Raw genomic sequence first — 24,219 nt, 5'->3', positions numbered from 1 at the left:
TTCCATCGCTAAAGTCCAAACACGCTTTTGATTGTCGTAAAAAGACTGGCAATCTGATTGACCATCATAAACATCACGACAACAAGGCCCGCCAGTGTGGTAAGCATTGCCTGATCTTCTCTTCCGGAACGAACCAATAATTGATTCAGCACTGCAACAATGATACCGATGGCAGCAATTTTAAAAATCAAATCCACATCCATTTTGATTTCCTCCTTCGTGTTTTTCCAAACATTTCAATGTACTCAGAGAAAAAGAAGCCCTAAAGCAATCGAACCTGCAATATAAAGTGTCCCCTGCGGCTTTGCATTCTTTGCCTGCTCCTTTTGTGCTATTTTAAGCTGCAAATTTAATTTGTCTGCTACATTGTCTATATTCTCTATCTGATTGGCTAAATCCGTCTGTCCAAGCAAAACAGAAAAGTCGGATAATATTTGAAGATCCTTTTGATTTAAACAGAAAAGCTTTGAAAATTTTTCAAGACCGTCATTCCAGAGAGCTTTTAACCCGTTGCCTGCCTCCAACCCATCTTTCAAATAGTTAAAAAAACGATTTACAATTGGATTCTCTCCTTTTGACGTTTTTGTAAAGATTTCACGGAGTGGTGTCTTTAAATATGCCATCTCAGCCTTAATTAGTTTGACAGATTCTAAAAACGCTTCCAATTCCGCGATTCTTTTTTTGTATCCCTGGTTCACCTTTAAGGCGAGCAAAATGCCTGAGAGAAGAACCAAAAAAAATCCTGTAGCTTTTATCACCTTAACTCACCGCCATTCATAATTTTGAAAATCCGATCCTTTTTGGAAGCATTTAGTATGATAATCTTCTGAAAAACCCGATTCTGAAACAAGGATTTCAAGTCTTCGCGTTTCTGAATCTCCATTTCATCTTCACCGTGAACGGTTGTGATAATTTTGACACCGGAGTTGATAGCGGTAAATACAGCATCAACCTCCTTGCAGCTTCCCAGCTCATCTGTAATCAATACGGTTGGAGACAAAGAACGGATCGCAAGAATCATTCCATCACTCTTCGGAATTCCCGTAAGAACATCGGTTCGTATACCGATATCATTTTGAGGTATTCCATTATAGATGGCAGCAATCTCCCCACGCTCGTCTATCAAGGATACTTTTCCCCCTTGAAGCGTATTGGAAATATTGCGGGTAATATCCCGCAGCAATGTCGTTTTCCCGGCCTGTGGCGGTGATATGATCAGGGTGTTTTTTACCGCTCCGTTTTCCAAAATCTGCGGAAGAATCCTATCGCTTATCCCCTTTTTCTCATTTGCAATTCGGATATTCAGAAAAGAGATATCTTTGATGTTTCCAATCGATCCGTTGTCCATAACACCTCTTCCGCAGATTCCAATCCGGTGCCCTCCCTCAACGGTGACAAAACCATTTTTAATATCATCCAAGTAAGCGTAAAAAGAACTTTTTGTGATACGTTCCAGAATTTCCTTAAGTTCCTCTGTACCCGGTACATAAAAGGTATTGGTTGACGCATCCTTCAAAAACAACTCCTGCGTATTGGTTAACAGAATGACAGGCTGACAAATCCGAATCCGAATTTCCTCCAGAGTATTTAGAATATCATTGCTCACTCTGCTAACACTTATTTTCATTCTCTCAGGCAAAAAGCCCAGAAGACTTTCTAATCTTTTGTTCATTATTTTCACCTCTGTAAATACTATTAGGTGTTGTCCCAAAATAGAACTGTAAATATAAAAAACAAAAACAGAAAGATGACTCTGTTTCAAAAAAGATATTCTGATTCTGCCTCATACAAGAAAATAGGATTTTGTAACGATAAAAAGCAACGCCATAGATTTCAAAATGAACTCTATGACGTTGCTTTTTTCAAGCTGTTAACTATCCAATGAATCTTACTTTTCTTTTTTAAACTCTGCCAGCGGATTGTTTTCAATCGCCTTGCGGATTTCATCGCTGTCCACATGCGTATAGATCTCGGTGGTGTTGAGATTCTCATGTCCCAAAATTTCCTGCAGTGCACGGATATCAACCTTACCGTATTTATACATCAGGGTTGCGGAGGTATGCCGCAGTTTATGGGTGGAGTATTTTGTGGCGTCCAGCCCTGCCTCGCGGATATGTTTTTTCACCAGATACTGCACCGTCTTATCGGACACCCTTTTTTTCTGAGAGCTGATAAACAAAGCATCCTCATCCAAAAGTCCTGTTTTCGGACGCACCTTAAGATATTCCTCAATCGCTTCGATGCAGGCTTCATTCAGATAGACCGTTCTCTCCTTATTTCCTTTTCCCAAAACGGTTAACCGGTTGCCTTTGATGTGGCTCAGATTGATTCCAACCAGCTCATTCAGCCGCATACCGCAGTTTAAAAACAGAGTGATAATGGCATAGTCCCGTTCCTTATTGCGACCTTCTATGCTGTTTAGAAGCTGCTTGCTCTCGCTGAGTTCCAGATATCTGGGAAGACTTTTCACAATCTTCGGCGAATCCAGCTCCTTCGCGGGATTGAAATCGATCAGTTTCGCCTTCACATTCAGATACTTAAAAAAGGATTTCAGGCTGGATACCTTCCGCGCCATCGCCCGTGCCTTGTTATTCTTTGCGTTGCTGACATACATCATATAATCATAGAGGTCATTCAAATCAATCCCTTTGATAAACTCCACATCGATATCCATGATATCAATTTCTTCCACTTCCGTTTCCAAACGCTGCTTTCGTTTTTTCATATATTTCAGGAAATTTGATAAATCAAAATAGTATTCCTTTGCTGTTTTTGGAGATTTTCCCTCGATGGTTTGCTTATGTATCAAAAAATTTTTTAAAATTCTAGGGCATTTTTCTAAATATTCTTTCATGCTTATCACCTCTGTAACTCCACCTTAAAACAGAACAATTGATTTGTCAAGCATTAAAATAAGAGAAGTTCAATGAACTTCTCTTATTCTTCTACTGATTGTCTCAAAAACAACAAACGAAATGTTTTTATTTTTCCAATCGCTCTTTAATCATCGGATTAACCATCTGCGGGTTAGCCTTTCCTTTTGATTTCTTCATGACCTGCCCCACAAGGAAGCCCAGCACGTTGGTTTTTCCGTTTTTATATTGTGCCGGTGTATCCGGATTTTCCGCCATAACCTCATCCACAATTCCCTCCAGGAAGGAATTGTCGCTGATTTGAAGCAACCCCATCTCCTCCACCAGAGTTTCCGGGGACTTGTCTGTCTCAAACATTCTGTCGAGTACCTTTTTGGCCGAAGTGTTGCTGATTTTATCCGCTTCCACCAGTTTTGTCAATTCCACAAGCGCTTTCGGCGCAAAGGGAATGGCGTCTGCCTCCTGTTCTTTTTGCTTCAGAATCTTAGAAATATCTCCGAGGCACCAATTGCTGATGGCTTTTGGGTTGCCCCCCTCCTGAATACATTTTTCAAAAAATTCTGCAAAATAAATATGAAATGCAATCAGAGAAGCGTCATATTCAGACAATCCATACTCATCCATATAGCGTTTGAATTTTTCATTGGGAAGCTCAGGGATGGTTTTCCGGATTTCTTCCACGGTTTCCGCCTGAATGTGAATGGGCATAATATCCGGCTCCGGGAAGTAACGGTAGTCGTGCGCATCCTCCTTGGAGCGCAGAAGCACGGACTCCCCTTTTGCGTCGTCCCATCTTCTGGTTTCCTGCTGGATGGTGCCTCCCTGCTCCAGAATTGCAATCTGGCGATCCCGTTCAAACTCCATCGCCTTGACAGCTCCCTTGAAGGTGCCCACATTCTTCATTTCGGAGCGGGTTCCCAGTTTCTTTTGTCCCTCCGGACGGACTGAGACATTCACATCACAGCGCAGGGAGCCCTCCTGCATTTTACAGTCTGAAACCCCGATAAACAGAAGAATGTTGCGCAGCGTTTCCAAAAATACATGAGCTTCCTCCGGCGAACGGAAATCCGGCTCGGTGACGATTTCGATCAGCGGCACGCCGCAGCGGTTGTAATCCGCAAAGGATTCCTTGCCGTCCAATCCGTGAATCAGCTTTCCGGCATCCTCCTCAATATGAATGCGGGTAATTCCGATGCGTTTCGTCTCCCCGTTGACATAGATATCCACATATCCATCATGGCACAGCGGCAAATCAAACTGAGAAATCTGATAGGCCTTCGGCAAATCCGGATAAAAATAGTTTTTTCTGTCCTGCTTGGAGTATTCCGTAATTTCACAGTTCATAGCCAGCCCTGCTTTGACGCAGGACTCCACCACCTTTTCATTCAGTGACGGAAGCACCCCCGGCATCCCGCTGCAGATCGGACAGCATTTGGTATTTGGCTCCGCGCCAAACTCATTGGCGCAGGAACAGTATATTTTTGTTTTGGTATTCAGCTCGGCATGGACTTCCAGACCGATGACGGTTTCGTAATTCATCAGAACGTCCCCCTTATCTGCTCATAGGTATACCCCACATTTAATATTGTCTTCTCATCAAAATGCTTTCCAATGATCTGCATGCCGACAGGCATATTGGAAGAGGTTTTTCCGCAGGGTACGCTCATTGCAGGAAGACCTGCAATGTTGATGCTGACCGTATAGATATCCTCCAGATACATCTGAGTGGGGTTGTCCGTTTTTTCGCCGATACGGAATGCTTCATTCGGCACTGTTGGAGTGATGATGGCATCCACCTGCTCAAAACGGCTGACAAAGCTTTGCTGAATCAGGGTGCGAACCTGCTGTGCTTTTTTGTAGTAGGCGTCATAATAACCCGAACTCAAAACATAGGTTCCCAGCATAATCCTCCGCTTCACTTCATCACCGAAGCCCTCGGTACGGCTCTTGCGATACATGTCAATCAGGCTGTCAAATTCCTGCGCACGATAACCATATTTTACGCCATCATAACGCGCCAGATTAGAGCTTGCTTCGGCTGACGAAATTATGTAGTAAGCCGGAAGCGCATAGTCAAGCTCTTTGAGGCTGATGTCAACAATCTCAGCCCCCTCTTTCTCCAATGCTTTGACTGCATTCAGCACCTTCTCCTTAATCTCCGGATTCAAACTGCTGCCAAAATATTCTTTTGGAATACCGATACGCAAACCTTTGACGCCTTTTCCCAATCCGGATGAAAAATCCGCTTTTCTGCTGTCCACCGAGGTGGCATCCCGCGGATCCTTGCCGGCGATCGTTTCCAATACAAAAGCGCAATCCTCCACATTATTGGCAAGAGGCCCGATTTGATCCAAAGAAGAAGCAAAAGCGACCAAACCATATCTGGACACTAAGCCGTAAGTGGGTTTTAAGCCCACAACGCCGCAGTACGCTGCAGGCTGGCGGATGGAACCGCCGGTATCGGAACCAAGCGAATAAAACACTTCATGAAAGCCTACACTAGCCGCGGAACCACCGGAGGAGCCCCCCGGCACACGGGTCAAATCATGGGGATTTTTTGTCTTTTTAAAATAAGAATTTTCGGTGGAGGAGCCCATCGCAAATTCGTCCAGATTCACCTTACCGACCATAACCGCATTTGCCCCATTTAACTTTTCCATCACGGCGGCGTCGTAAGGCGGAATGAAATGTTCCAGCATTCTGGAAGCACAGGTGGTACGGATTCCTTTGGTACAGATATTGTCCTTGACTGCCATCGGAATGCCTGTCAGGATCGACTGTGCTGTTCCGGCTGCCAATACCTCGTCCGCTTTCTTCGCCTGTGCAAGCGCTTGCTCTTCACAAACGGTCAGAAAAGCCTCTGCCTGCGGTTCTGTTTTATGAATTTGTTCCAGTGATTTTTGTGTCAGCTCCACCGAGGAGATTTCTTTCTTTTTCAGTTTTTCGGAAATCTCACGGACAGAGCATTGAAATAAATCAGACATGAATCCTTCCTCCTATTCTACAACCTTCGGCACAACAAAATATTCGCTGTCCTTTTCCGGTGCATTCTTCAAAATTTCATTGCGCGGGAAAGATTCTTTCACCTCATCCTCGCGAAACACATTGTAAACCGGAACGGAATGGGCGGTCGGATTGACGCCTTCCGTGTCCAGTTCTCCCAATTTATCGGCAAAACCGATAATCTGCTCCATATCCTTTGTAAACTTTTCGATACTTGTTTCATCAAAGGACAGTCTTGCCAAATCGGCAACATACTGCACTGTCTCTTTTGTTATCATAAGATAGCCTCCTGTTTATTTTATCATATTGTCAAATTCCGCTTCATCAATGATTGGAATGCCCAGTTCCTGTGCTTTTTTCAGTTTGCTCCCCGCTTCTTCTCCCGCCAGAACATAGGAAGTCTTCTTGGAGACGGAGGAGGCTGCCTTTCCCCCGAAATCTTCGATGATTTTCTGCGCTTCCTGACGGGTATAGGTCGGCAGTGTTCCCGTCAAAACAAAGGTCATGCCCTGAAAGCGAGTATCTGTCAAAGCAAAGTTACTTTCCATATTGACACCGGCCTGCTCCAGATTTTCGATGAGTTTCTGTGTCGCCGGCCGTTCAAAAAATTCAACCAGACTCTCAGCCATTTTGTCACCGATGTCCATCACCGCTGTCAGTTCCTCCTGTTTTGCCTCCATCAGCCGTTTCATAGAACCGAATTGCCGTGCAAGAATCTTTCCGGCTTTTTGCCCGATATGCCGGATACCAAGACCAAATATCAGCCGACTCAAATCATTCTGTTTGGATTTTTCAATGGCTTCCATTAAATTGGAAACCGATTTCTCTCCCATTCGTTCCAATGAAATCAATTCCATTGGATTCAGATAATAAAGATCTGCATAAGAATGAAGCTGATCGTTTTCAATCATAGCACTGATCAGTGCGGGGCCAAGTCCCTCAATATCCATAGCATCCCTCGATGCAAAGTGAATGATATTCCGAACCAGCTGCGCCGGACAAGCCGCATTGACACAGCGCACATAAGCCTCATCCTCTTCACGCACGGTCTCAGAGCCGCAGGCAGGGCAAAGATTGGGAAGCTGATATGGCTGCGCATCTGCCTGCCGGTATTTTTCAACCACCGAGACGACCTCCGGAATGATATCTCCAGCTTTGCGCACAATAACGGTATCTCCGATCCGGATATCCTTCTGCGTGATATTGTCAATATTGTGAAGGGTTGCCTTCTGCACGGTTGTTCCCGCCAGACGCACTGGCTCCAGTAAAGCGGTCGGTGTGAGCACGCCGGTTCTTCCAACCTGCACATCGATATCAAGCAGTTTGGTTTCCTTCTCCTCCGCTGGAAATTTATACGCTGCCGCCCAGCGGGGATTTTTGGCTGTGCTGCCCAACTGTTCTCTCTGGGAAAAATCATTGATCTTGATGACAACGCCGTCTATCTCAAAGGGAAGCTCTCCCCGCATTTCGCCGATTTCCAGTATCCTTTCATAAACCTGTTGGATATCCCCGATCACCTGATATTCCGGTATCACATGAAATCCAAGCTGTTTTAAATATTCCAGCGATTCAAAATGACTGTTCAATGTTTTTCCGCGAATCTGCTGAACATTAAAAACCCAGATATCCAAATTGCGGCTTTTGGTAATTTTCGAATCCAGCTGCCGAAGAGAGCCTGCCGCTGCATTTCTGGGATTGGCAAAAATCTTCTGCTCGTAGATTTCCTGCTGTTCATTCAGTTTCAGAAAATTTTTTACCGACATATAAACTTCGCCGCGCACTTCCAAATGCTCAATTGGTTCCTTCAGCCTTAGCGGAATGGAACCAATGGTTTTTAAGTTTTCTGTCACATTCTCGCCTATCTGTCCGTCTCCCCTGGTTGAGCCTCTGGTAAAAATCCCATTTTCATATTCCAAGGAAACGGAAAGACCGTCTATCTTCAACTCCACCACATATTCATAATATGCTCCTAAGGACGCCCGTACACGGCTGTCAAACTCAAAAAGTTCTTCCTTAGAAAATACGTCCGCCAAGCTCTCCATAGGCACCTGATGCACAACCGGAGAAAATTTTTCATCCGCTTTCGCCGCCAGCTTCACCGTCGGAGAATCCGGACTTTTATACTCCGGGAACTTCGCTTCCAGCTCTTCCAGTTCCCTGTACAGCTTATCATATTCCATGTCGGATATCTCGGGAGCGTCCATATCATAGTATAATTTGCTGTGGTATTTCAGTGTCTCTTCCAATTCCCTTATGCGGGTCTCGAACATATCCATTTGACTCTCCACTCTCTTTTTCAAAAAATAACTCAAAGTATATTATATCCAAAAAATAAAGAAATAGCAACCATTTCTGTAAGATTGCCTCATATTTTTCAATGCCGGAACCTTTTACATGGAAGCACATAATATGTAGTGAACCCCTCCCCTTTTTATCGGTTTCCAAAATGACGCCATTCATTGGAAAGGCAGATTTGAAACCGTTTCAATAGATTGGAGCCGCGGCAAAATGCTGCGGCTCTTTTTCTATGCAACAAATGTACAAATTTATGAGCGTTTCATTTATTGTGAAACGAAAGAGCCCATTATATACTAGAATAAGAGGTAAGACTATATTTTCACGAAAAAATTTCGAAAAAAATAAGGAGGAGGAAAGAAACTATGAAACGAATGATATGTGGTTTGCTGTGTGCCATAACGATAATTTCAATGGCATCCTGCAACAAACAGCAGAATGCAAATACGCAGCATTCTATAGGTACAAGCGACGTGGGCGATACCGGAGGGCTTAAGTTGCCGCTTACCAGTAAGAATGAAACGATTACTTGGGCAGTGTCTTCCAGCATTTCTAATCTGAATGAGCTCTTTGTCCACCAGAAGCTGAAGGAAATAACAGGTGTCAATGTACAAATTGATGCATACCCAACCTCTACGATACAGGAAAAAATCAAGGTGCTCGCCGCCTCAAAGAAACTGCCCGATATCGTGGGGGCTGGTTTTGGAAACAACGAGCAGATCAATGATTTGGCTGTGCAGGGAGCATTCGCTTCTGTCGATAACAAACTGGACATCATGCCGAATTTTAAATCTATTTTTGCAGATAACCCCGAAAACAAGTGGATTTTCACCTCGTACCAAGCCAACGACGGACATCTGTATGTCCTCCCATCCTATGATATCAATCGGGACGTCAATCACGGTATGTTATATCGGAAGGACGTTTTTGACAAGCACGGAATAACTCCCTGGACAAATCAGGAAGAATTTTATCAAAACCTAAAAAAATTAAAGGAGCTGTATCCCGCATCCACTCCGTTCACCTCCAAAAACCAGAGCACGCTGTTTACCCATCTCGGAACCAGTTGGGGAATTGTTGCCAACAGTCCCTATTATGATGAGGAAGAGAAAACCTGGAAGTATTCTGATACCGATCCCAAAATGAAAGATATGCTGGATTTTTTGAGAAAGCTCTATACGGAAGGATTGATTGACCCAGAATTTCTGACGCTGACCCAATCCGCCTGGACCTCAAAGATGACACAGGCAGACAAAGCGTTCACCACCTTCGACTGGATTGGCAGGCTGGACAGCTTCACAGAGGAGGCAAGAAAAACAACGCCGGATTATGATCTGCGCTATGGCTATCCCATTGGACCGAAAGGAACCCTTATCACACTTCCCAAGGTAACCGGGGGAATCGCGGTATCCAACAATAAAAATACGGAACTATCATTACAGCTAGCCGATTTTATGCTCTCTCCCGCAGGAGCAAAACTAATGACAATGGGTGAGGAAGGCGTAACTTACAGCTTGGACGAAAATGGAAAAGCAAACTACATAGAATATCCGGACAAAAACCCCAACATTACCGATTTAGAACAAAAATACGGAATGTATGTAAACGGAATGTACCGCCGGTTTGATCGGAACAGCAATTATTATATTTTTAGCGAACGGGAACAGGAGGCACAGAATTTTGCACAAAAGGATAACATCTTCGAACCTGCCGATCCGATTCTTCGTTTCACCAACGAGCAAAAAGAAGTTATCAACGACAAAATGCCTAACCTGCGGAAAGCGGCCAGCGAATTTTTCTCCAACTATATTCTCGGCAGCAAAACCGGTGACAGCGCCTGGAGGGAATGGCTGACCAAAGCAGAAACAATGGGAGCATCCGAAATTGTTAACATATACAATCAGTCACAGGAAGAATACGACAAGGAGCAAGGAGGAAAATAACATGAAAAAGAGTTTTGCCGTTCTTCTGGCAGTCAGCCTCTTATTCGGCTGTTTCTCACCGGGAATTGCATTGGAAGAGACTGCGGATGATCAAGCGATTTCCTTACCATTCTCAATGGAAGCCGGCTTTTTGAAATCAATCGGCGTGATAGACGGCTCTTTTGATTTGACCGCTTCCAAAACAAGAGGAGAATTTACGAAATTACTGGCCTTAATGATGTTCCCCCATGTGGACTTCTCAACAGCGGGAAATTATGAGGGCATCCCTTTTGCGGACGTTCCGTCCACACACGCCTATTACCCGTATATCAAGGCTTGCCGCGACATCAATGTTGTGAACGGCGACAACGAAAATAATTTTTATCCCGATCGGGAAATCACAATGCCGGAAGCCGTTGCCATGCTGGTAAATGTTCTGGGTTATACGGTATACGCCAATGCTTACGGCGGTTATCCCAGCGGCTATTATGTCATTGCAAGGGAAGCCGGAATCACCAAAGGCGTGGATCTCTCCAGTGAAAAAATCACCGGCAGTATTATGGCAAAGCTTTTCTACAATGCCCTGTTCGCTGACTTGGTATCCATTGACTCTGTCAGTAATAGTGGAATCCAGGTCGAGATCGAAAAAACAAAAAATATTCTCTCGGAACGTCTGGGTATTCTGGAATACGATGCAACGATTATTGACAATGGTCTGGTTTCCATGGAAGGAGTCAGTATCTCCGATCCGGAGCGAGTGGTTTTAACGGATGTCAAAACTTCCGACCGGATTACTGCCTATACTGGGAAAACGGATATCTCAAATCATTTGGGCTGCCGTGTAAAGGCATTCATTAAATACAATGAAGAAACCGGAAGAAATGAAGTTATTTATTACTCCCTGCACAAAAACACACAGGAAATTCTTTTGAACGCAGATTGGGTTATCGGCGTCACATCTGGTTATCTGGAGTATGAGCCGGAAAAGGACAGCGGAAAATACCAGAAGGTTTCTTTTGGCCAGCAGCCGCCTTTTGTTGTACTCAACGGCGTTCACCTGGTCCATTACAACTGGAACGAACTGGTTCCGGAAGACGGTCTTATCCGCGCGGTATTAAACGAAAATAACAAAGCGGAATTTATTGAAATCATCAGTTTCAACCTCTATGATGGGCAAAAAGGCGCATCACGCAATATTGTTGTGGACCTGGCGGACGAGGACGACCTTTTTATCAATTGCCGGCTGAATCCTTCTCAAAATCTGGATCTCAACGACAAGGATGCCTCCTTCCGTTTTATCATGAGCGAAGGATATTCCACGCTGCGGGATTTGAACAAGAATGATATTGTCTCGGTTGCACAGTCGCCGGAAAAAATTGACGGCAAAGATTTTTATTATCTGACTGTCTCGTCGGTCACAGCATCCGGCACCGTCACATCCGCGTCTCCCGCTGAGAGAGAAATCTATGTGGACGACAAAGGTTATGAGGTATCAAACAGTCTGCTTTCTATAAAAAAGACCCTGATTGAACAGATCTCCTTCGGACAGAATGCAACCTTTTATTTGGACTGCACCGGAAAAATTGCCTATACGGAAAACGCTGCAACAACTGCAAAAAATTATGCTTATCTCATTGGCGCCCAGCTGGAGGATTCCTTCGGTGATACCCTGAATTTAAAGTTGTTCACCAAAGACGGCGAAGTTCTTACTTTGGAAGCAAGAGATTCCGTCACAGTTGACGGCGTCCGCTGTAAAAACGCGGAGGAAGCTTTGACGCGTTTGAAAACACGGCCGGAGGGAGCCAAAGCAGTGTCCAGCTTATCCCGTCCAGTGATCGTCGATATCAATTCGGATAATATGGTAACTAGAATTGATACCGATACGCCGAACGAACCGGATAACGGTGAGCTCACTTTTTATTCTTCCCAGACTCATATTAAATACAGCAAAAATGAAACAGAAGATGAAAAGGCGCTGAAGGCCGGATACCGCAGTCCCCGCGCAGGCGATACAAAAACGACCAAGGGCGTCTCCATTGAAGGACGCTTTTATCTCACCTCTGATACCGTGATCCTAAATGTTCCTGACGTAGATGTATACGGCTTTGACGTATGGCAGAAATATGCTACCAACAAACAGAACGCCAATCTGAACCGCGCACCGGAAGAAGCTATGGCCAAACTGTATGAAATGCCTTTGAAGGACGAAAATTATCAGGTCATGTATTCCAACTCCCTGTCAAATATGATAAACTATGACATACAGGGATATGACATTGATCCGGAAACCGGAATCGCAGGTCTTGTTATCCTGCGGGGCAGAACGGATACCTATTATTATGGAAAGGTTCCCTATGCGGCTTCTTACCCGATGTACATATTCAAAAAGAAAACTCAGGTATATGATACGGAGAAGGAAAAAATCATCACAAAAATTTACTATACGATGAACGGAACAGACGAATACAGTGCAACAGCAGATTTGGATGATATTCTCTGCTTCTATCGTTTTTTGATCGAGGGATGCCAAGCAGATGCAACGCCTTATGGAAAAGCGGTCACCCCTCTGAAAGAGGGCGATATGATCCGTGTCATTGCGCAGGACGGAAAACTCACCCATCTGGAACGGGTGCTTCATCTTGACAATCTCACGGAGTCCTATTCCGCACCAATGTATCCGACCAGTTCTATGCTGCTTTATTCCTCTGTTTTATATGGAATGTACGGAATGCCTTTTGACGAGAGGCTGTATTATGCAGGCTTTACCAACAACTATGGAATGGCGGTCGGTTACTGCAATTCCTTAAAAGGAAGTAATCTGAGCGTTCTTCTGGGAAGCGCAAAGGTCTCCGATGTGGATCTTGGTGATCCCACAAGCTATATTGAACAGATTTTCAGTATCACCGGCATGCAGTTCCCCTTGATACAGATTGACAAAGAAGGAAAATTAGAGATTCGTACCGGCACCTTCAATGATATTGTGGCAGTACAGTCCAATTCAAACAATACAACCGGGGCTAGCCTGATTGTTTTAAAGCACAGCGACTTCAAAGCAGATCAATTTTTTGTGATTAATGATGAGAGGAGGTAACAAAATGAACAAAAAAATAACCGCAACAGTCACCGCATGGATCTTTTTCCTCTGTACCCTTCCCTTTGCCGTGTCCGCTTCCGATTATGAGGGGCATTGGGCACAGGAATCCATTCAAACCCTGATTGAGGCAGACGTGCTGAATGGCGATGAAAACGGTGACATCCATCCGGATGCATCCATTCTCCGCTGCGAATTTGTAAAAATTACAAATCGACTGTTTGGGTTCGATCAGCCCACAGCGGAAAATTATCCTGACATTGAAAAGGGCAGCTGGTATGAAAATGAATTTTCTGCCGCAAAAAATGCCGGCTACTTATCCGGTGACGCATCCGGCAATGCAAATCCCGAAGGACAGTTGACAAGAGCGGAAATCTCTGTGATATTATACCGCATTTTGAAACCGTCACAGACGTCTGACTCTCCCCTTTTCTTTACCGACCAATCGGATATTCCCGATTGGGCCGAAGAAGCTGTTTCCGTTTTATCTCAGAAGAAAATTATTTGCGGCTATGCAGACGGCAGTTTTCTTCCGAATCAGTTCGTCACCAGAGCGGAGGCCTTTACTCTTTCGCAAAAGGCAATTGCCCTCTATAATATCTCAAGCTCTCCCGCTGTTACTCCCACACCGACACCGACTTCCTCTAACATGGGAAATACAGCCGGAATGGGCGGCGTGTCTGTCAGTACAGGCGGAAGCAGCAGCGGTTCTTCCGGCGGCAGCTCCAAACCACAAAATAAACAGCTTTCCTCTCCAAACATTCTAAAACTGGGCGACGATTATATTGTCCATTGGTCAAAAGTCAAAAACGCAGACAGTTATGATCTTGTTTTCCGGTGCGGAGACACCGAAAAAACAATTTCTACCCAAGAGCTTTCAAGCGATTTAAATGAAATTTTAAAAGAGATCTGTGAAAACACAACGGAGGAATCTCTGACCTTCTCTGTAAAAGTAAAAGCAAATGCCTCTTCCGGCTACACCGATTCCGATTATTCTGCCCTGAGCAGCCTCGATTTGAATGTAAATGGATTTTTGAATACCGCAGACTTACAGCTGAAGGCAAGTTACGATTACAATGAGATGAAATTTCTTTTAAACTGGGAAGGCGGTGCCGCAAAGCATCTAACTATCTTAACAGAAGGAAATAAATGGTCACTGACGGAAGCGGAAAGTCCTTTTGACGTCACTGCCTATGTTCAGCAAGGCGAGGAAGCTGAGGACTATGTATACACCGTAATTCTGGAAAATGCTCTGGGACGTCAGACAACGATCTTTGACAAAACAATGTCCTATTTCGCAGGCGGAAACGGTTCTGCGGAAGATCCGTATCAGGTCGCAACCGCCCAGCACTTTGACAACATCAAAAAACATATGGATTATCACTACATTCAGATTGCGGACTTTTCCCTTCCGGAGGATTATATGCCTCTCTCTGAAGCCACCGGAGTCCCCTTTTCGGGAAGCTACCGGAACGGAAGCGGTTCTGAACGGGCGGAAATCACCCTCCATTTGAAAAATGGAACACAGTATGCCTCTCTATTCGGCCGGATAAACGGTGCAAAGGTGGAAGGAATAAAAATTGCGGGAAGTATAGAGAGCACCGGTACGCACACTGCGGGAATCGCAGGACTCGCTATCAGTTCAGACATCATAAACTGTGAAAATGAAGCCGATATTACCGTGACAGGAGACAGCATTCAGAACGGCGCTTATGCAGGAGGAATCGCCGGTTCCTTTGAAGGAGCCGGAACGATGGAAAACTGTATCAACACCGGGAAAATCCAGAGCAGCGCAGGGATGATCGGCGGTATCTGCGGACAGACAAAAGCGCCGCTTACCGCTTGTGAAAACCGCGGCACGGTGTGGACAACCAACGACAATCATATGGCAGCCAACTGTTTTGCAGGCGGTATCTGCGGAAACAACTCCGCTGTGCTGACCGGCTGCGTCAATACGGGGAAAATACAGAGTGATTTTTCTTCTACCTGTAACCAGGGCATGATTTTGTACCTGGGCGGCATCACCGGCTATGCCTCCGGCGGATTAGACGGATGTTCCGCTTCGGAAACAGCGGAAGTGAACGCCACCGTTATTACAGGCACGCCGACAAATTCGCTAGCAGGACAAATCGGCGGTTTAATCGGACAGCTGTCAAAAAATACAGAGGTATCCAATTTGACGGTCAGAGGCAGCATTCAAACTGCATACAACTCAAAATATTTCATCGGAGGAATCACCGGAACCGCCTATGCTTCTTCTGTTATATCCCGAAGCGCAAATTTGGCATCTCAGGTCTCTCCCGCTCAGTACGGGGGGATCGCGGGCCGGCTTACCGGCGGAAAAATCACCGAATGCTACAATACATCCGGTACAGACGGAACCTATCTTATCGGTGGAATTGTATGCCGCGCGGACAGCGGAGCTATCGAGAATACCTTTAATACGGGTGCCTTTCCCGGAAAAAGCAGTGCTGGTTTTATCGCAAATCCCTCTGGGAAAGTAACGGTAACAAACTGTTATAATGCCTCCTCAACCGGAACAAAATTTGCGGTTTCCGCAATGAATCCTGCCAATATTACAGCGTCAAACGTGTACTACATCAAAACAGCCGAGGAGACAAATGCTGTCGCCAATGTGACGGAAACAACTGCAGAATTACTGACACATGCATTTCTGGATCTGGACTCCAGTTTGCCGGAAGAACAAAAGCTTTGGACAGTTGAGGAAGAGGGAGCCTATCCACTTCCGCAGCTGATACACAATCCCTATCAAGGAGAATGAGCATGCATACCACTACAACAAGCTGTTTGACAAAATTAAATTATTCCGCGCCCGAATGGATCGCTGAACCGTTGAATTCCAATCAAATCATCCATTCGGTATTCCAGCAGATCAACGGGACAAATTACATGTACACCACTTTTTCCGGAATGCCCGGTCGTTTCTGCGTATATGATTTGGATGAGCGGAAGCTTATCTCCTCCTTTGAAACGACCGGAGGAAAAAACACCTGGATTCACAAAATTGACTCCAAAGGAATTGTGTATTTTATATCGGATTGCTATTTTTTCAGCTTCAACCCTTATACGGCGGTATTTAAAAAGTACGGGACTTACTTTCCCGGAGAAACCGGCAATTTTGTGATGGACATCGATGAAAACGATTATCTTTATATTGGTTCGTATCCTCACGCAAAAATCATTCGTTTTGACACTAAAACAGAAATGTTTGAGGATTTGGGGACTGTGGATTCGGATGCCCAGTACGTCCGTTCCATTGCCTGTCACAACGGCTATATCTATGCGGGCACTTTTGGGAATGATGTGGCAAAGCTCTACCGTATCCATGCTGAAAATCCCAAAGAAAAGAAATGCATTCCTCTCCCCTTCATCGAAGGATATTTTTGCCCGGAGGAGTTAAATTGGATTTACACGATGAACATGGCAGATGATCTTTTGATGCTGCATGTGAAAATCAAAAACCGTTCCCTGCTTTTGGTGTATGACACAAAGAGAGAGCAGTTCGCAGATGTTGGCTTCCGAGGTGAACTGAAAGGGCTTTACACTTCCGTGCCTTATTGTCATAAAACCTATTTTATTTCAGACTGCAAATTATGGGAGTTGGACACCCGAAGCCTGAAATGGAGCGACTGCGGCATAGAAATGAAAGAAAACGATGAGCTCTGCGCCAGCGGCTGGCTAAATTTAAAGATTCTTTACCCGGATGAAAAAGCATTGATTATCACAGGGCACGGAAACTGCACACCAACCGCTTTATATCCGAATCGAAAAGAATACCATTCCATCATTTTGCCGCGCATGGACCGCTCAAAGTTTTTGATCCAATGCATGGAAAATGGAGGAGAGGATGATATCTATCTCTCCTCCTACGCCGGAAACATCGCTGTTCGGTATGATTTAAAGAAAAGGGTGTTTGAGGATATCTCCATCGGGCAGATTGAAGGTTCCATCTTCTATCACGGAAAACAATATTTTGGTGTTTATCCTCATGCGTGGCTGTATGAATATGATTGCCATCATCTGCAAACCTCCGACAATCCAAAAAATCTCGGAAGAGTGGAGGCAATGCAGGACCGCCCCTTTGCACTGGAGGCCGCGGACGGAAAAATTTTTATCGGTACAATTCCCTATTACGGCCTGCATAATGGCTGCCTTTGTATCTATGATGTTGAATCGGGACAGAAAAAAAGTTTTCCCGGCTTGATAAAAAATCAGAGCATCATTAGCCTAGCTTACCATAACGGTCGTCTCTACGGTTCCACTTCGGTTCACGGAGGCCTTGGGTCTGTGCCCGTTGAGAAGGAAGCAAAAATCTTCTGCTATGATCCGGAGACGGAACAGTTCCTTGCACAGGCAACGCTCCATCTTCCTAATGATAAAAAAGCTCTTCATATCGGTCAGATAAAATTTGATACAGAAGGAAGACTTTGGGCGGTGAGCGGTTATACTCTTTTCCGTCTGCATCCTGAAACACTGGAACAAATGGAACAGTTATCCTTCGGGGAATATCCTTATAATGTTCATCAGCATGTGTGGAGACCCACTTATATTCGTTTTGATCAGAACGGATATCTGTACACGAATATTAAAGGCATTAAAATAATCAATCCGGAAACTTTGGAATTTGTTGATCTGCAGGCTTATACCGGCAATAATGTTCCGTTGTTTACCATTGGTTCGGATCAAAATTTATATTACAGTATTGATGCAAAACTATACAAAATTTCTATCTGCAAGGAGGAAGAATGATGAAGAAACGCTTTATTTCCCTTTTCATTTCCGTTTGCCTGCTGTCGGGTATCCTTTGTCTCCCATCCTCAGCGGCCACGATTGATGAGAGCAAATATCTACCGGCGGTATATTTAAATTCACCGATTCCATCCCATCAGGTTATTTCCGCCGCGTTCGGCGTGGTAAATGGAAAAGACTATATGTACACCTCCGCTTCTGGCTCCCCCGGTATCTTCAATGTATATAATCTGGATGATCAGAAGTTGGAGGCAACTTACGAGACTCCGGGAGCCAAAAACTTATGGAATCATATCGTTGATTCCGAGGGAATTGTCTATATGGCGTCGGACGGTCTGTTTTTCCGCTATAATCCCTACACCAAGGAGTTTAAAAAATACGGCGTTATGGTAGAAGGAGAAAAGGCCACCTTTGTCACAACGATAGATGAAAATGACAACATCTATATTGGTACGTTCCCCAATGCAAAGATTATCAAGTATGACAAAAATACAGACAGCTTTGAAGACTGGGGGCAGCTTGTGCCGGGCGCAACCTATGTACGCTCCATTTCCTACTATGATGGTTATCTCTACTGCGGCGTGCAGGGAGATAATCTGGTGGGATTCTACCGCGTTGATACCAAAAATCCTTCCAAAAAAGTGAAATATGACATTCCGGAAAATCCCGGCTACTATGAGGTGAAGGATATTGAATGGGTTTACACCAGCACTGTGATCGGAGATAAAATTGCCCTGTACACAAAATCTCATTCCCTCTCTCCCCTACTTGTATTCGATACAAAAAATGAGAAATTTTTGGATACCGGATTTAAGCAGACTTTTACCGGACTCTACACCTCCCCGGTCAGAAACGGAAAAAGCTATTTCACTTCCAGAAATAAATTGATGGCAATCGATGTGGCAACGGGAAAAGTAGAGGATCTGGATTTTGACCTTGGTGTTTCCACAACAACCCATGCAATCGGATGGGTGACGCTGGAAAACAACCCTGATTTTCCTGGTGAATCACTCGTGACAGTTGATACTTCGACCGGCTGCCCTGTCTTTTATAATGTTCAGAGTAAAAAGATTTTAAGGCAGACGGACATTGATTTAAAAGGCGGTTACTTCTCCATTCAATCTCTGGAAAACGGTGACTATCAAAACGGTGACAACGCTCTGTATATCGGGGCATATGCCGGTGATACCGCCACCCGATACGATCTTGACACCAAAGAATACAGGACAATGGGGCTGGGCCAGCCGGAAGGAATGCTTGGATACGAGGGAAAGCAGTATTTCGGCATCTATACCCGCGCTCAGCTTTACCGCTATGACCACACACTTCCATTGAGCGGTACAAATCCTTCTCGTCTTGGCATCATCGGAGAAAACCAAGATCGCCCGTTTGCCATGACCTCCGGCGAGGGAAAAATTTTCGCGGGCACGATTCCCGTTTACGGCATTTTGGGCGGCGCTCTTGGAATTTACGATGTTGCGACCGGAGAGATGGAAGCCGTCAACAATCTGATAGATAAGCAGGGAATCATGAGCATTGCATACCGGGATGGCAAAATATACGGTTCCACTACCATTTGGGGCGGTTTGGGTGCAACACCGGTAGCGGAACAGGCAAAAATATTTGTCTACGATCTCGCGGCAAAACAGCTTACAAAAGAATTTACTCCTAAAATATCCGGCGTTAATAAGCCCAGCTGGATTGGTTCCGTCGCTTTCGATAAAAATGGAAAACTGTGGGCTATTACAGGAAATACATTGTTTTCGGTCGATCCGGAAACGGAAGCTGTCAACAATGTTTTAAAATTTGACGACTACACTTACTCTACCACCAGCCATACCTGGCGTCCGCTTTATATCCGTTTTGATGAAGATGGCCTTCTCTATGCCGGCATTAAAGGGATTAAAGTTGTCAACACAGAAACAATGGAATACTATGATTTAACAGATAAGCTGGGTTACGAAACCTATCTGTGGACCATTGCGTCTGATGGAAATATCTATTTCTCGAAAAGCGGGCAGCTATGGATGCTTCCTATCCGCAAGACAGACTATCAAAAAAGCGACAGCGCAAAAATCAGAAATTTGTTTTCTGATAAGCTCTCTTTGGTTATCGGAAATTCCCTGGCCTTCTCCAACGGCACAATCAAACAGATAGACAGCCAAAACAGTAAAGTAACTCCGGTTGTGGAAAATGGCCGTACCCTGGTCCCCGTCCGATTTATTGCAGAGTCTCTAGGTGCGGAAGTAGATTGGAATGACGCCACTCAGACAGCCACTCTGAAAAAAGACAGCTTGACGATTTCAGTTACTCTGAATGAATCGCAGATTCTGATAAACGGTGAGCCAAAAGCGATTGACGTCCCCGCGCAGACAAAGGATGATCGGACACTTCTTCCCCTTCGGGCAGTCTCTGATGCGTTCTCTAAACAGGTTTACTGGAATGACAACGGTGTGATTGTCATTGGCGACGATCTCTCATCTGTTCAGGATGCAGATGCAGAAAAAATAAAAACTTATTTTGATTTCTACATTTACAATGATCGTTCCGAACAAAACAGCAGACTGGCTGTTCAGGAGAGATTAAAAAATGAGGTAAATAAGCTAAACAGTACCGTTCTTTCTATACCCAACAGCAGTTTTGAAGAACCATTCTCCGAATCGGATCCGGTTCCGGGCTTTACCTCTATTGCCCCCTTTACCGAGAATACGTCCGCACAGGTTTCCACCGACCGTGCGTTCACAGGAAAACAAAGCCTGAAGATTGTCGATAAGAGTACGACTGCGACGGTAGGATATGCCAGCGACTATATTCCCATCGATAAAACAAAAAATCATACTCTTTTTACACCGCTTTATCTAGAAAGCGGACGAACCAGTGTTGGAATTTATTATTACGACAGCAAAAAAACACTGCTTGGCAGAACCTTGTTTAATGAGGAGCCAGGTACCCAGCAATGGAATCTTTTGGAGTCGATTATCCCGATGACTTACCGGGCTGCCGCATACATCAAAATTCATCTCTATACCTCAGAATACTGGGTAAGTGATTGTTATTATGATGATATCACTTTAGTGGAATATTAATAGGAGAAAGAGAAGCTTTGCACATTCAAAAGTGCAAAGCTTCTCTGCTTATGAGCGATCATTGAATTCTTTTAAAAACTCTAAAGTAATATTTTTGGAAATGACAGAAGCCTGTTCACAATTTCGTTCAAAACTGTCTGCTCCGTCATGTGATGCAGTATCTGTAATCGTCCGTATTGCTATAAAAGGTATCTTATTCACGCAGCATACATGGGCAATACTTGCTGTCTCCATATCGACAGACAAAGGAGAATATTTCTCATCAATGATTGTCCTCATTTTATCTTCAATGAATTTATCTCCGGTAACCATCTTTCCAAAAAAAACAGAGTTCCTGTCCTTAAAAACATCTTTGGCCTTATTTAATAGTTTTTCATCCGCGTCAAAGTAGACGGAAGCAAGCCATGGATGAAACTCCGTCAATATATCGTCATCCATATCATGGTAAGCTACCTGTGTAGAAATAACACTGTCAAAAATCTTAATTTTACCATGGATCCCTCCTGCTGTTCCTGCATTAATCACTGCGTCAACATGATAAGTATCGATTAAAATCTGGGCGGCAACCGCGGCATTTACTTTGCCCACACCGCTATACAATGCTGTGATGGAGACACCATTTATTTTTCCCTCATAAAATTTCAGCATTGCTTTTTCCGTGACAACACAATTCTGAATATGACCCAGGAATGGCTCTAATTCAGAATCGCCGGCGCATAGGATACCAAATTTCCAACTCATTCATTTATTCTCTCCAAACTATAATCCAAGTCTATATTATAAATCAACGTATGCCGTCTCAATAAAATTACAGTTGTTTTCTTGCCTTAATAATCAAAAAATTGGGTTTTATAAACTCTTTTGCCAAAACCGGCCTTTTTTGCAACGCCCACTCTTCCGGCACCGGTTCAACAACTTCCTCTATTCGAAATCCTGTCTCTGCGATTGTGGTCAGCAACTCACCGATTGTTCTATGGTATTTTATAACATTTTCTACAAACCAAGTTGTATTTCTGAGTCCGCTTTCACTGTAATTTGAAAAACTATAGGATATCAAGTTGCCGTTCGCATCTTTATTAAAATGTCCCTTTCCATCAAGTGTTGCAGTGACAATTGGATGTTCCTGCGAAAACAAAAGCTGTCCTCCGTCATTTAAATGATGGAACACATCACAAATCAACGAACCAAAATTTTCAATATAATGAAAAGCAAGCGAACTGTATATCAGATCAAATTTTTCATTCAATAAATGGAGTTCTGCCATATTCATACATAAATACTCTATATCTTTATGACTGGATTCCGATTTGGCTACTGTAAGCATTCTTTCAGAAATATCAATTCCAAGAACTCTTTTTGCACCTTTCTCAATAAAGTCAATACAGCTATTTCCATATCCGCACCCTAAATCAAGAACTGTTTTGTTTTTTAAATTTGGAAGCAACCGGGTCATTGCGGGCTGTTCCACCAGAATATTATAATTATCTTCTCTGGCTCTGAGTTCCTTATAGCCATCAAAAAAGACCGGGTTATCGTATATGTTTTGGTCAATCATCTTTTTCCACCTCACATAAAAGTCTCTTTATCTATTTGGAAAAATTTCATAATTTGTCATACTTTTAAGCGCTATTTTTATCTCCTCATAGATTTCATTATCACAAGCTCTGACAGTGATATAAAACTTTCTGGTATCGTTTTTTACACCGATGGTATAATAATCTGAATGATTTAAATAATAAGCATCTGTGTTACCGCTGATGAGTACATCTGCATATCCCTGTTCAAAATCTTGTTTTGCCAGCCCATGCGTTACACCAAAATTCCGATTCATCTCTTGTGCTAAACTGCGGCATAATTCAAATTCTTCTTGACCGAAAGCGGCAAAAATAATATTTTTTTCGTATTGTTTACACTCTGTTTCTGTGAATTCAATTTTTTCTATTTTTCGAACAGTATTTTTGGAATTCACCCGTTTTGCATAAGGAGAAACAAAAACAAGGTACTCGAGAACACTCATTTTTTCTATATCATTTTCCCATAAAGCGTTTAAAAATATGCCTGAATCATTTTTGGCTACGCTACATTTACCGATATATTCATCGTCAATATATAAAAATAAATCCTCATCGATTTGTGCATTTTTATCTTTCAAAAACACAGAGAATTCCATTTCATAGGAATAGAAACCCATCTCTTCGATATCATCCATACCGTAGACAATATCTTTCTTCGCATTTCTAACTGTCACATTGGTATTATTATTGAGATAATCTGAAATAATTGTTTCCATCGCTATGTTATCTGTATATTCAATGTCCAGCAATACAGATTTTTCCTTGTATTTTGCGTTTATCAAATTAATATTGTTGTTATCCAAAAAGAGATAGTAATAGTAATTGATATTGGATAAAAACTCTTTATCCTTTACAAAAATTTCAACTTCTCCGCGATGATTATATACCGTCGTATTATTTATTTTAGCATCTTTTATAAAATCTATCAGCTTTTCATAAAAATCGATATCTCTGTTTTTATCTTCTATCCATTCCTGACTGCAGCTGATTAGGATGCTTTTTGAAGCCTCATTATAATCGACTATAGCACCGAATGCTTCACATACTCCCCTGATAGGAAGCAATGTTCTGTCATTATATATCATAGGAGACACATCGAGAAACACCTCTTTGATTTTATTCAAATCAGATAAAGAGACACCTTGTAATATATTTATAAATTCTTCAAAATTTGCACACGACACAATCGTCATAACATTGCTGTCAATTTGAAGAAATAATTTCGTTTGATTCTTCACAATGCAAATGTCCTGCTCTTCTTCATACCAATAAACATCTGCACCCAAAGCTTCACATACTGCACGTATTGAAACAAGAGTTCTGCCGTCTACAATAATAGGCGGCTGATCAAAAGCAAGTCGTTTGTCATTTATAAAAACTTTCACTTCATCATCGACGGCATAAGAACATATTGTTGTCAGCATAATCAATACCAGAAATAAAGACAATTGTTTTTTCATTACTTTTCACTCCTGTCAGAAATTATCGTTCTGTAAAGTTAAATGAAAGTTGAAAACCCGCCAGCCTTTCTGGTACAATGGTTTCACCACAAATCCAAGTACCTCCCGAAAGGAGACGAGTTTTCATGGCTAAAGTATACCAGAT

16 protein-coding genes are annotated in these 24,219 nt (G+C 43.4%); 5 read left to right on the top strand and 11 right to left on the bottom strand.

The features are described 5' to 3' along the window. Positions 1–8 precede the first annotated feature (8 nt). From spoIIIAC to ligA, 8 genes are all read right to left on the bottom strand, one after another. Complete coding sequence (gene spoIIIAC, locus KQI32_RS06040) at positions 9–203, bottom strand: stage III sporulation protein AC (RefSeq protein ID WP_177691577.1); 195 nt, start codon at positions 201–203, stop codon at positions 9–11. A 42-nt stretch (positions 204–245) separates the two neighbouring features. After that, positions 246–758 carry a stage III sporulation protein AB gene (locus KQI32_RS06035; RefSeq protein ID WP_177691578.1) on the bottom strand — a complete coding sequence of 171 codons (513 nt, stop codon included), beginning with the start codon at positions 756–758 and terminating at the stop codon, positions 246–248. Continuing rightward, positions 755–1,672, bottom strand: coding sequence for a stage III sporulation protein AA (gene spoIIIAA, locus KQI32_RS06030; protein ID WP_216424321.1), 918 nt, complete (start codon positions 1,670–1,672; stop codon positions 755–757). The genes KQI32_RS06035 and spoIIIAA overlap by 4 nt, the downstream gene beginning before the upstream one ends. Before the next feature lie 216 nt (positions 1,673–1,888). After that, entirely contained in the window at positions 1,889–2,854 is a 966-nt protein-coding gene (locus tag KQI32_RS06025; protein ID WP_216424320.1) for a tyrosine recombinase XerC, read from the bottom strand. A gap of 127 nt (positions 2,855–2,981) precedes the next feature. Then, a complete protein-coding gene (gatB, locus tag KQI32_RS06020; protein ID WP_216424319.1) occupies positions 2,982–4,412 on the bottom strand; it encodes an Asp-tRNA(Asn)/Glu-tRNA(Gln) amidotransferase subunit GatB in 1,431 nt (476 codons plus the stop codon). After that, positions 4,412–5,857, bottom strand: a complete 1,446-nt coding sequence (gatA, locus tag KQI32_RS06015; protein WP_216424318.1) for an Asp-tRNA(Asn)/Glu-tRNA(Gln) amidotransferase subunit GatA — start codon at positions 5,855–5,857, stop codon at positions 4,412–4,414. The genes gatB and gatA overlap by 1 nt, the downstream gene beginning before the upstream one ends. A gap of 12 nt (positions 5,858–5,869) precedes the next feature. Continuing rightward, positions 5,870–6,154, bottom strand: a complete 285-nt coding sequence (gene gatC, locus KQI32_RS06010; RefSeq protein ID WP_177691586.1) for an Asp-tRNA(Asn)/Glu-tRNA(Gln) amidotransferase subunit GatC — start codon at positions 6,152–6,154, stop codon at positions 5,870–5,872. Positions 6,155–6,169: 15 nt separating this feature from the next. Beyond that, the gene (ligA, locus tag KQI32_RS06005; RefSeq protein ID WP_216424317.1) at positions 6,170–8,152 is read right to left on the bottom strand and encodes an NAD-dependent DNA ligase LigA; all 1,983 of its coding nucleotides are present in this window, start codon (positions 8,150–8,152) and stop codon (positions 6,170–6,172) included. Between the two features lie 384 nt (positions 8,153–8,536). Between ligA and KQI32_RS06000 the strand changes: the two genes are divergently transcribed. From KQI32_RS06000 to KQI32_RS05980, 5 genes are read left to right on the top strand one after another with little or no spacing between them, the layout of a single operon-like run. After that, complete coding sequence (locus KQI32_RS06000) at positions 8,537–10,114, top strand: extracellular solute-binding protein (RefSeq protein ID WP_177691588.1); 1,578 nt, start codon at positions 8,537–8,539, stop codon at positions 10,112–10,114. A gap of 1 nt (position 10,115) precedes the next feature. Beyond that, entirely contained in the window at positions 10,116–13,184 is a 3,069-nt protein-coding gene (locus KQI32_RS05995; protein WP_177691589.1) for an S-layer homology domain-containing protein, read from the top strand. A 4-nt stretch (positions 13,185–13,188) separates the two neighbouring features. Next, complete coding sequence (locus tag KQI32_RS05990) at positions 13,189–15,966, top strand: S-layer homology domain-containing protein (RefSeq protein ID WP_216424316.1); 2,778 nt, start codon at positions 13,189–13,191, stop codon at positions 15,964–15,966. A gap of 2 nt (positions 15,967–15,968) precedes the next feature. Continuing rightward, positions 15,969–17,954 carry a DUF4221 domain-containing protein gene (locus KQI32_RS05985; protein WP_216424315.1) on the top strand — a complete coding sequence of 662 codons (1,986 nt, stop codon included), beginning with the start codon at positions 15,969–15,971 and terminating at the stop codon, positions 17,952–17,954. Further along, complete coding sequence (locus tag KQI32_RS05980; RefSeq protein WP_216424314.1) at positions 17,951–21,040, top strand: copper amine oxidase N-terminal domain-containing protein; 3,090 nt, start codon at positions 17,951–17,953, stop codon at positions 21,038–21,040. Before KQI32_RS05985 ends, KQI32_RS05980 begins: the two co-directional genes overlap by 4 nt. A gap of 48 nt (positions 21,041–21,088) precedes the next feature. Here KQI32_RS05980 and KQI32_RS05975 read toward each other — a convergent pair whose 3' ends face one another. The 3 genes from KQI32_RS05975 to KQI32_RS05965 all read right to left on the bottom strand — a co-directional run bounded on the left by KQI32_RS05975 (position 21,089) and on the right by KQI32_RS05965 (position 24,074). Then, positions 21,089–21,781: a 5'-methylthioadenosine/adenosylhomocysteine nucleosidase gene (locus KQI32_RS05975; protein WP_177691593.1), complete on the bottom strand. Its 693-nt coding sequence runs from the start codon at positions 21,779–21,781 to the stop codon at positions 21,089–21,091. 67 nt (positions 21,782–21,848) lie between these two features. After that, entirely contained in the window at positions 21,849–22,595 is a 747-nt protein-coding gene (locus KQI32_RS05970; RefSeq protein WP_216424313.1) for a class I SAM-dependent methyltransferase, read from the bottom strand. A gap of 27 nt (positions 22,596–22,622) precedes the next feature. Then, positions 22,623–24,074: a copper amine oxidase N-terminal domain-containing protein gene (locus KQI32_RS05965; RefSeq protein WP_216424312.1), complete on the bottom strand. Its 1,452-nt coding sequence runs from the start codon at positions 24,072–24,074 to the stop codon at positions 22,623–22,625. Between the last annotated feature and the right edge of the window lie 145 nt (positions 24,075–24,219).

The organism is Acetivibrio sp. MSJd-27 (assembly GCF_018918095.1).
Classification (GTDB): domain Bacteria; phylum Bacillota; class Clostridia; order UMGS1840; family HGM11507; genus HGM11507.
Note: the sequence above shows the minus strand (reverse complement) of the source record. Positions and strands in the feature narration are given on the sequence as shown.

Excerpts from the sequence above, each read along its gene's own strand:
- spoIIIAC (WP_177691577.1), bottom strand. The coding sequence starts at position 203 with ATGGATGTGGATTTGATTTTTAAAATTGCTGCCATCGGTATCATTGTT.
- spoIIIAA (WP_216424321.1), bottom strand. The coding sequence starts at position 1,672 with ATGAACAAAAGATTAGAAAGTCTTCTGGGCTTTTTGCCTGAGAGAATG.
- KQI32_RS06025 (WP_216424320.1), bottom strand. The coding sequence starts at position 2,854 with ATGAAAGAATATTTAGAAAAATGCCCTAGAATTTTAAAAAATTTTTTG.
- gatB (WP_216424319.1), bottom strand. The coding sequence starts at position 4,412 with ATGAATTACGAAACCGTCATCGGTCTGGAAGTCCATGCCGAGCTGAAT.
- gatA (WP_216424318.1), bottom strand. The coding sequence starts at position 5,857 with ATGTCTGATTTATTTCAATGCTCTGTCCGTGAGATTTCCGAAAAACTG.
- gatC (WP_177691586.1), bottom strand. The coding sequence starts at position 6,154 with ATGATAACAAAAGAGACAGTGCAGTATGTTGCCGATTTGGCAAGACTG.
- ligA (WP_216424317.1), bottom strand. The coding sequence starts at position 8,152 with ATGGATATGTTCGAGACCCGCATAAGGGAATTGGAAGAGACACTGAAA.
- KQI32_RS06000 (WP_177691588.1), top strand. The coding sequence starts at position 8,537 with ATGAAACGAATGATATGTGGTTTGCTGTGTGCCATAACGATAATTTCA.
- KQI32_RS05995 (WP_177691589.1), top strand. The coding sequence starts at position 10,116 with ATGAAAAAGAGTTTTGCCGTTCTTCTGGCAGTCAGCCTCTTATTCGGC.
- KQI32_RS05990 (WP_216424316.1), top strand. The coding sequence starts at position 13,189 with ATGAACAAAAAAATAACCGCAACAGTCACCGCATGGATCTTTTTCCTC.
- KQI32_RS05985 (WP_216424315.1), top strand. The coding sequence starts at position 15,969 with ATGCATACCACTACAACAAGCTGTTTGACAAAATTAAATTATTCCGCG.
- KQI32_RS05980 (WP_216424314.1), top strand. The coding sequence starts at position 17,951 with ATGATGAAGAAACGCTTTATTTCCCTTTTCATTTCCGTTTGCCTGCTG.
- KQI32_RS05975 (WP_177691593.1), bottom strand. The coding sequence starts at position 21,781 with ATGAGTTGGAAATTTGGTATCCTATGCGCCGGCGATTCTGAATTAGAG.
- KQI32_RS05970 (WP_216424313.1), bottom strand. The coding sequence starts at position 22,595 with ATGATTGACCAAAACATATACGATAACCCGGTCTTTTTTGATGGCTAT.
- KQI32_RS05965 (WP_216424312.1), bottom strand. The coding sequence starts at position 24,074 with ATGAAAAAACAATTGTCTTTATTTCTGGTATTGATTATGCTGACAACA.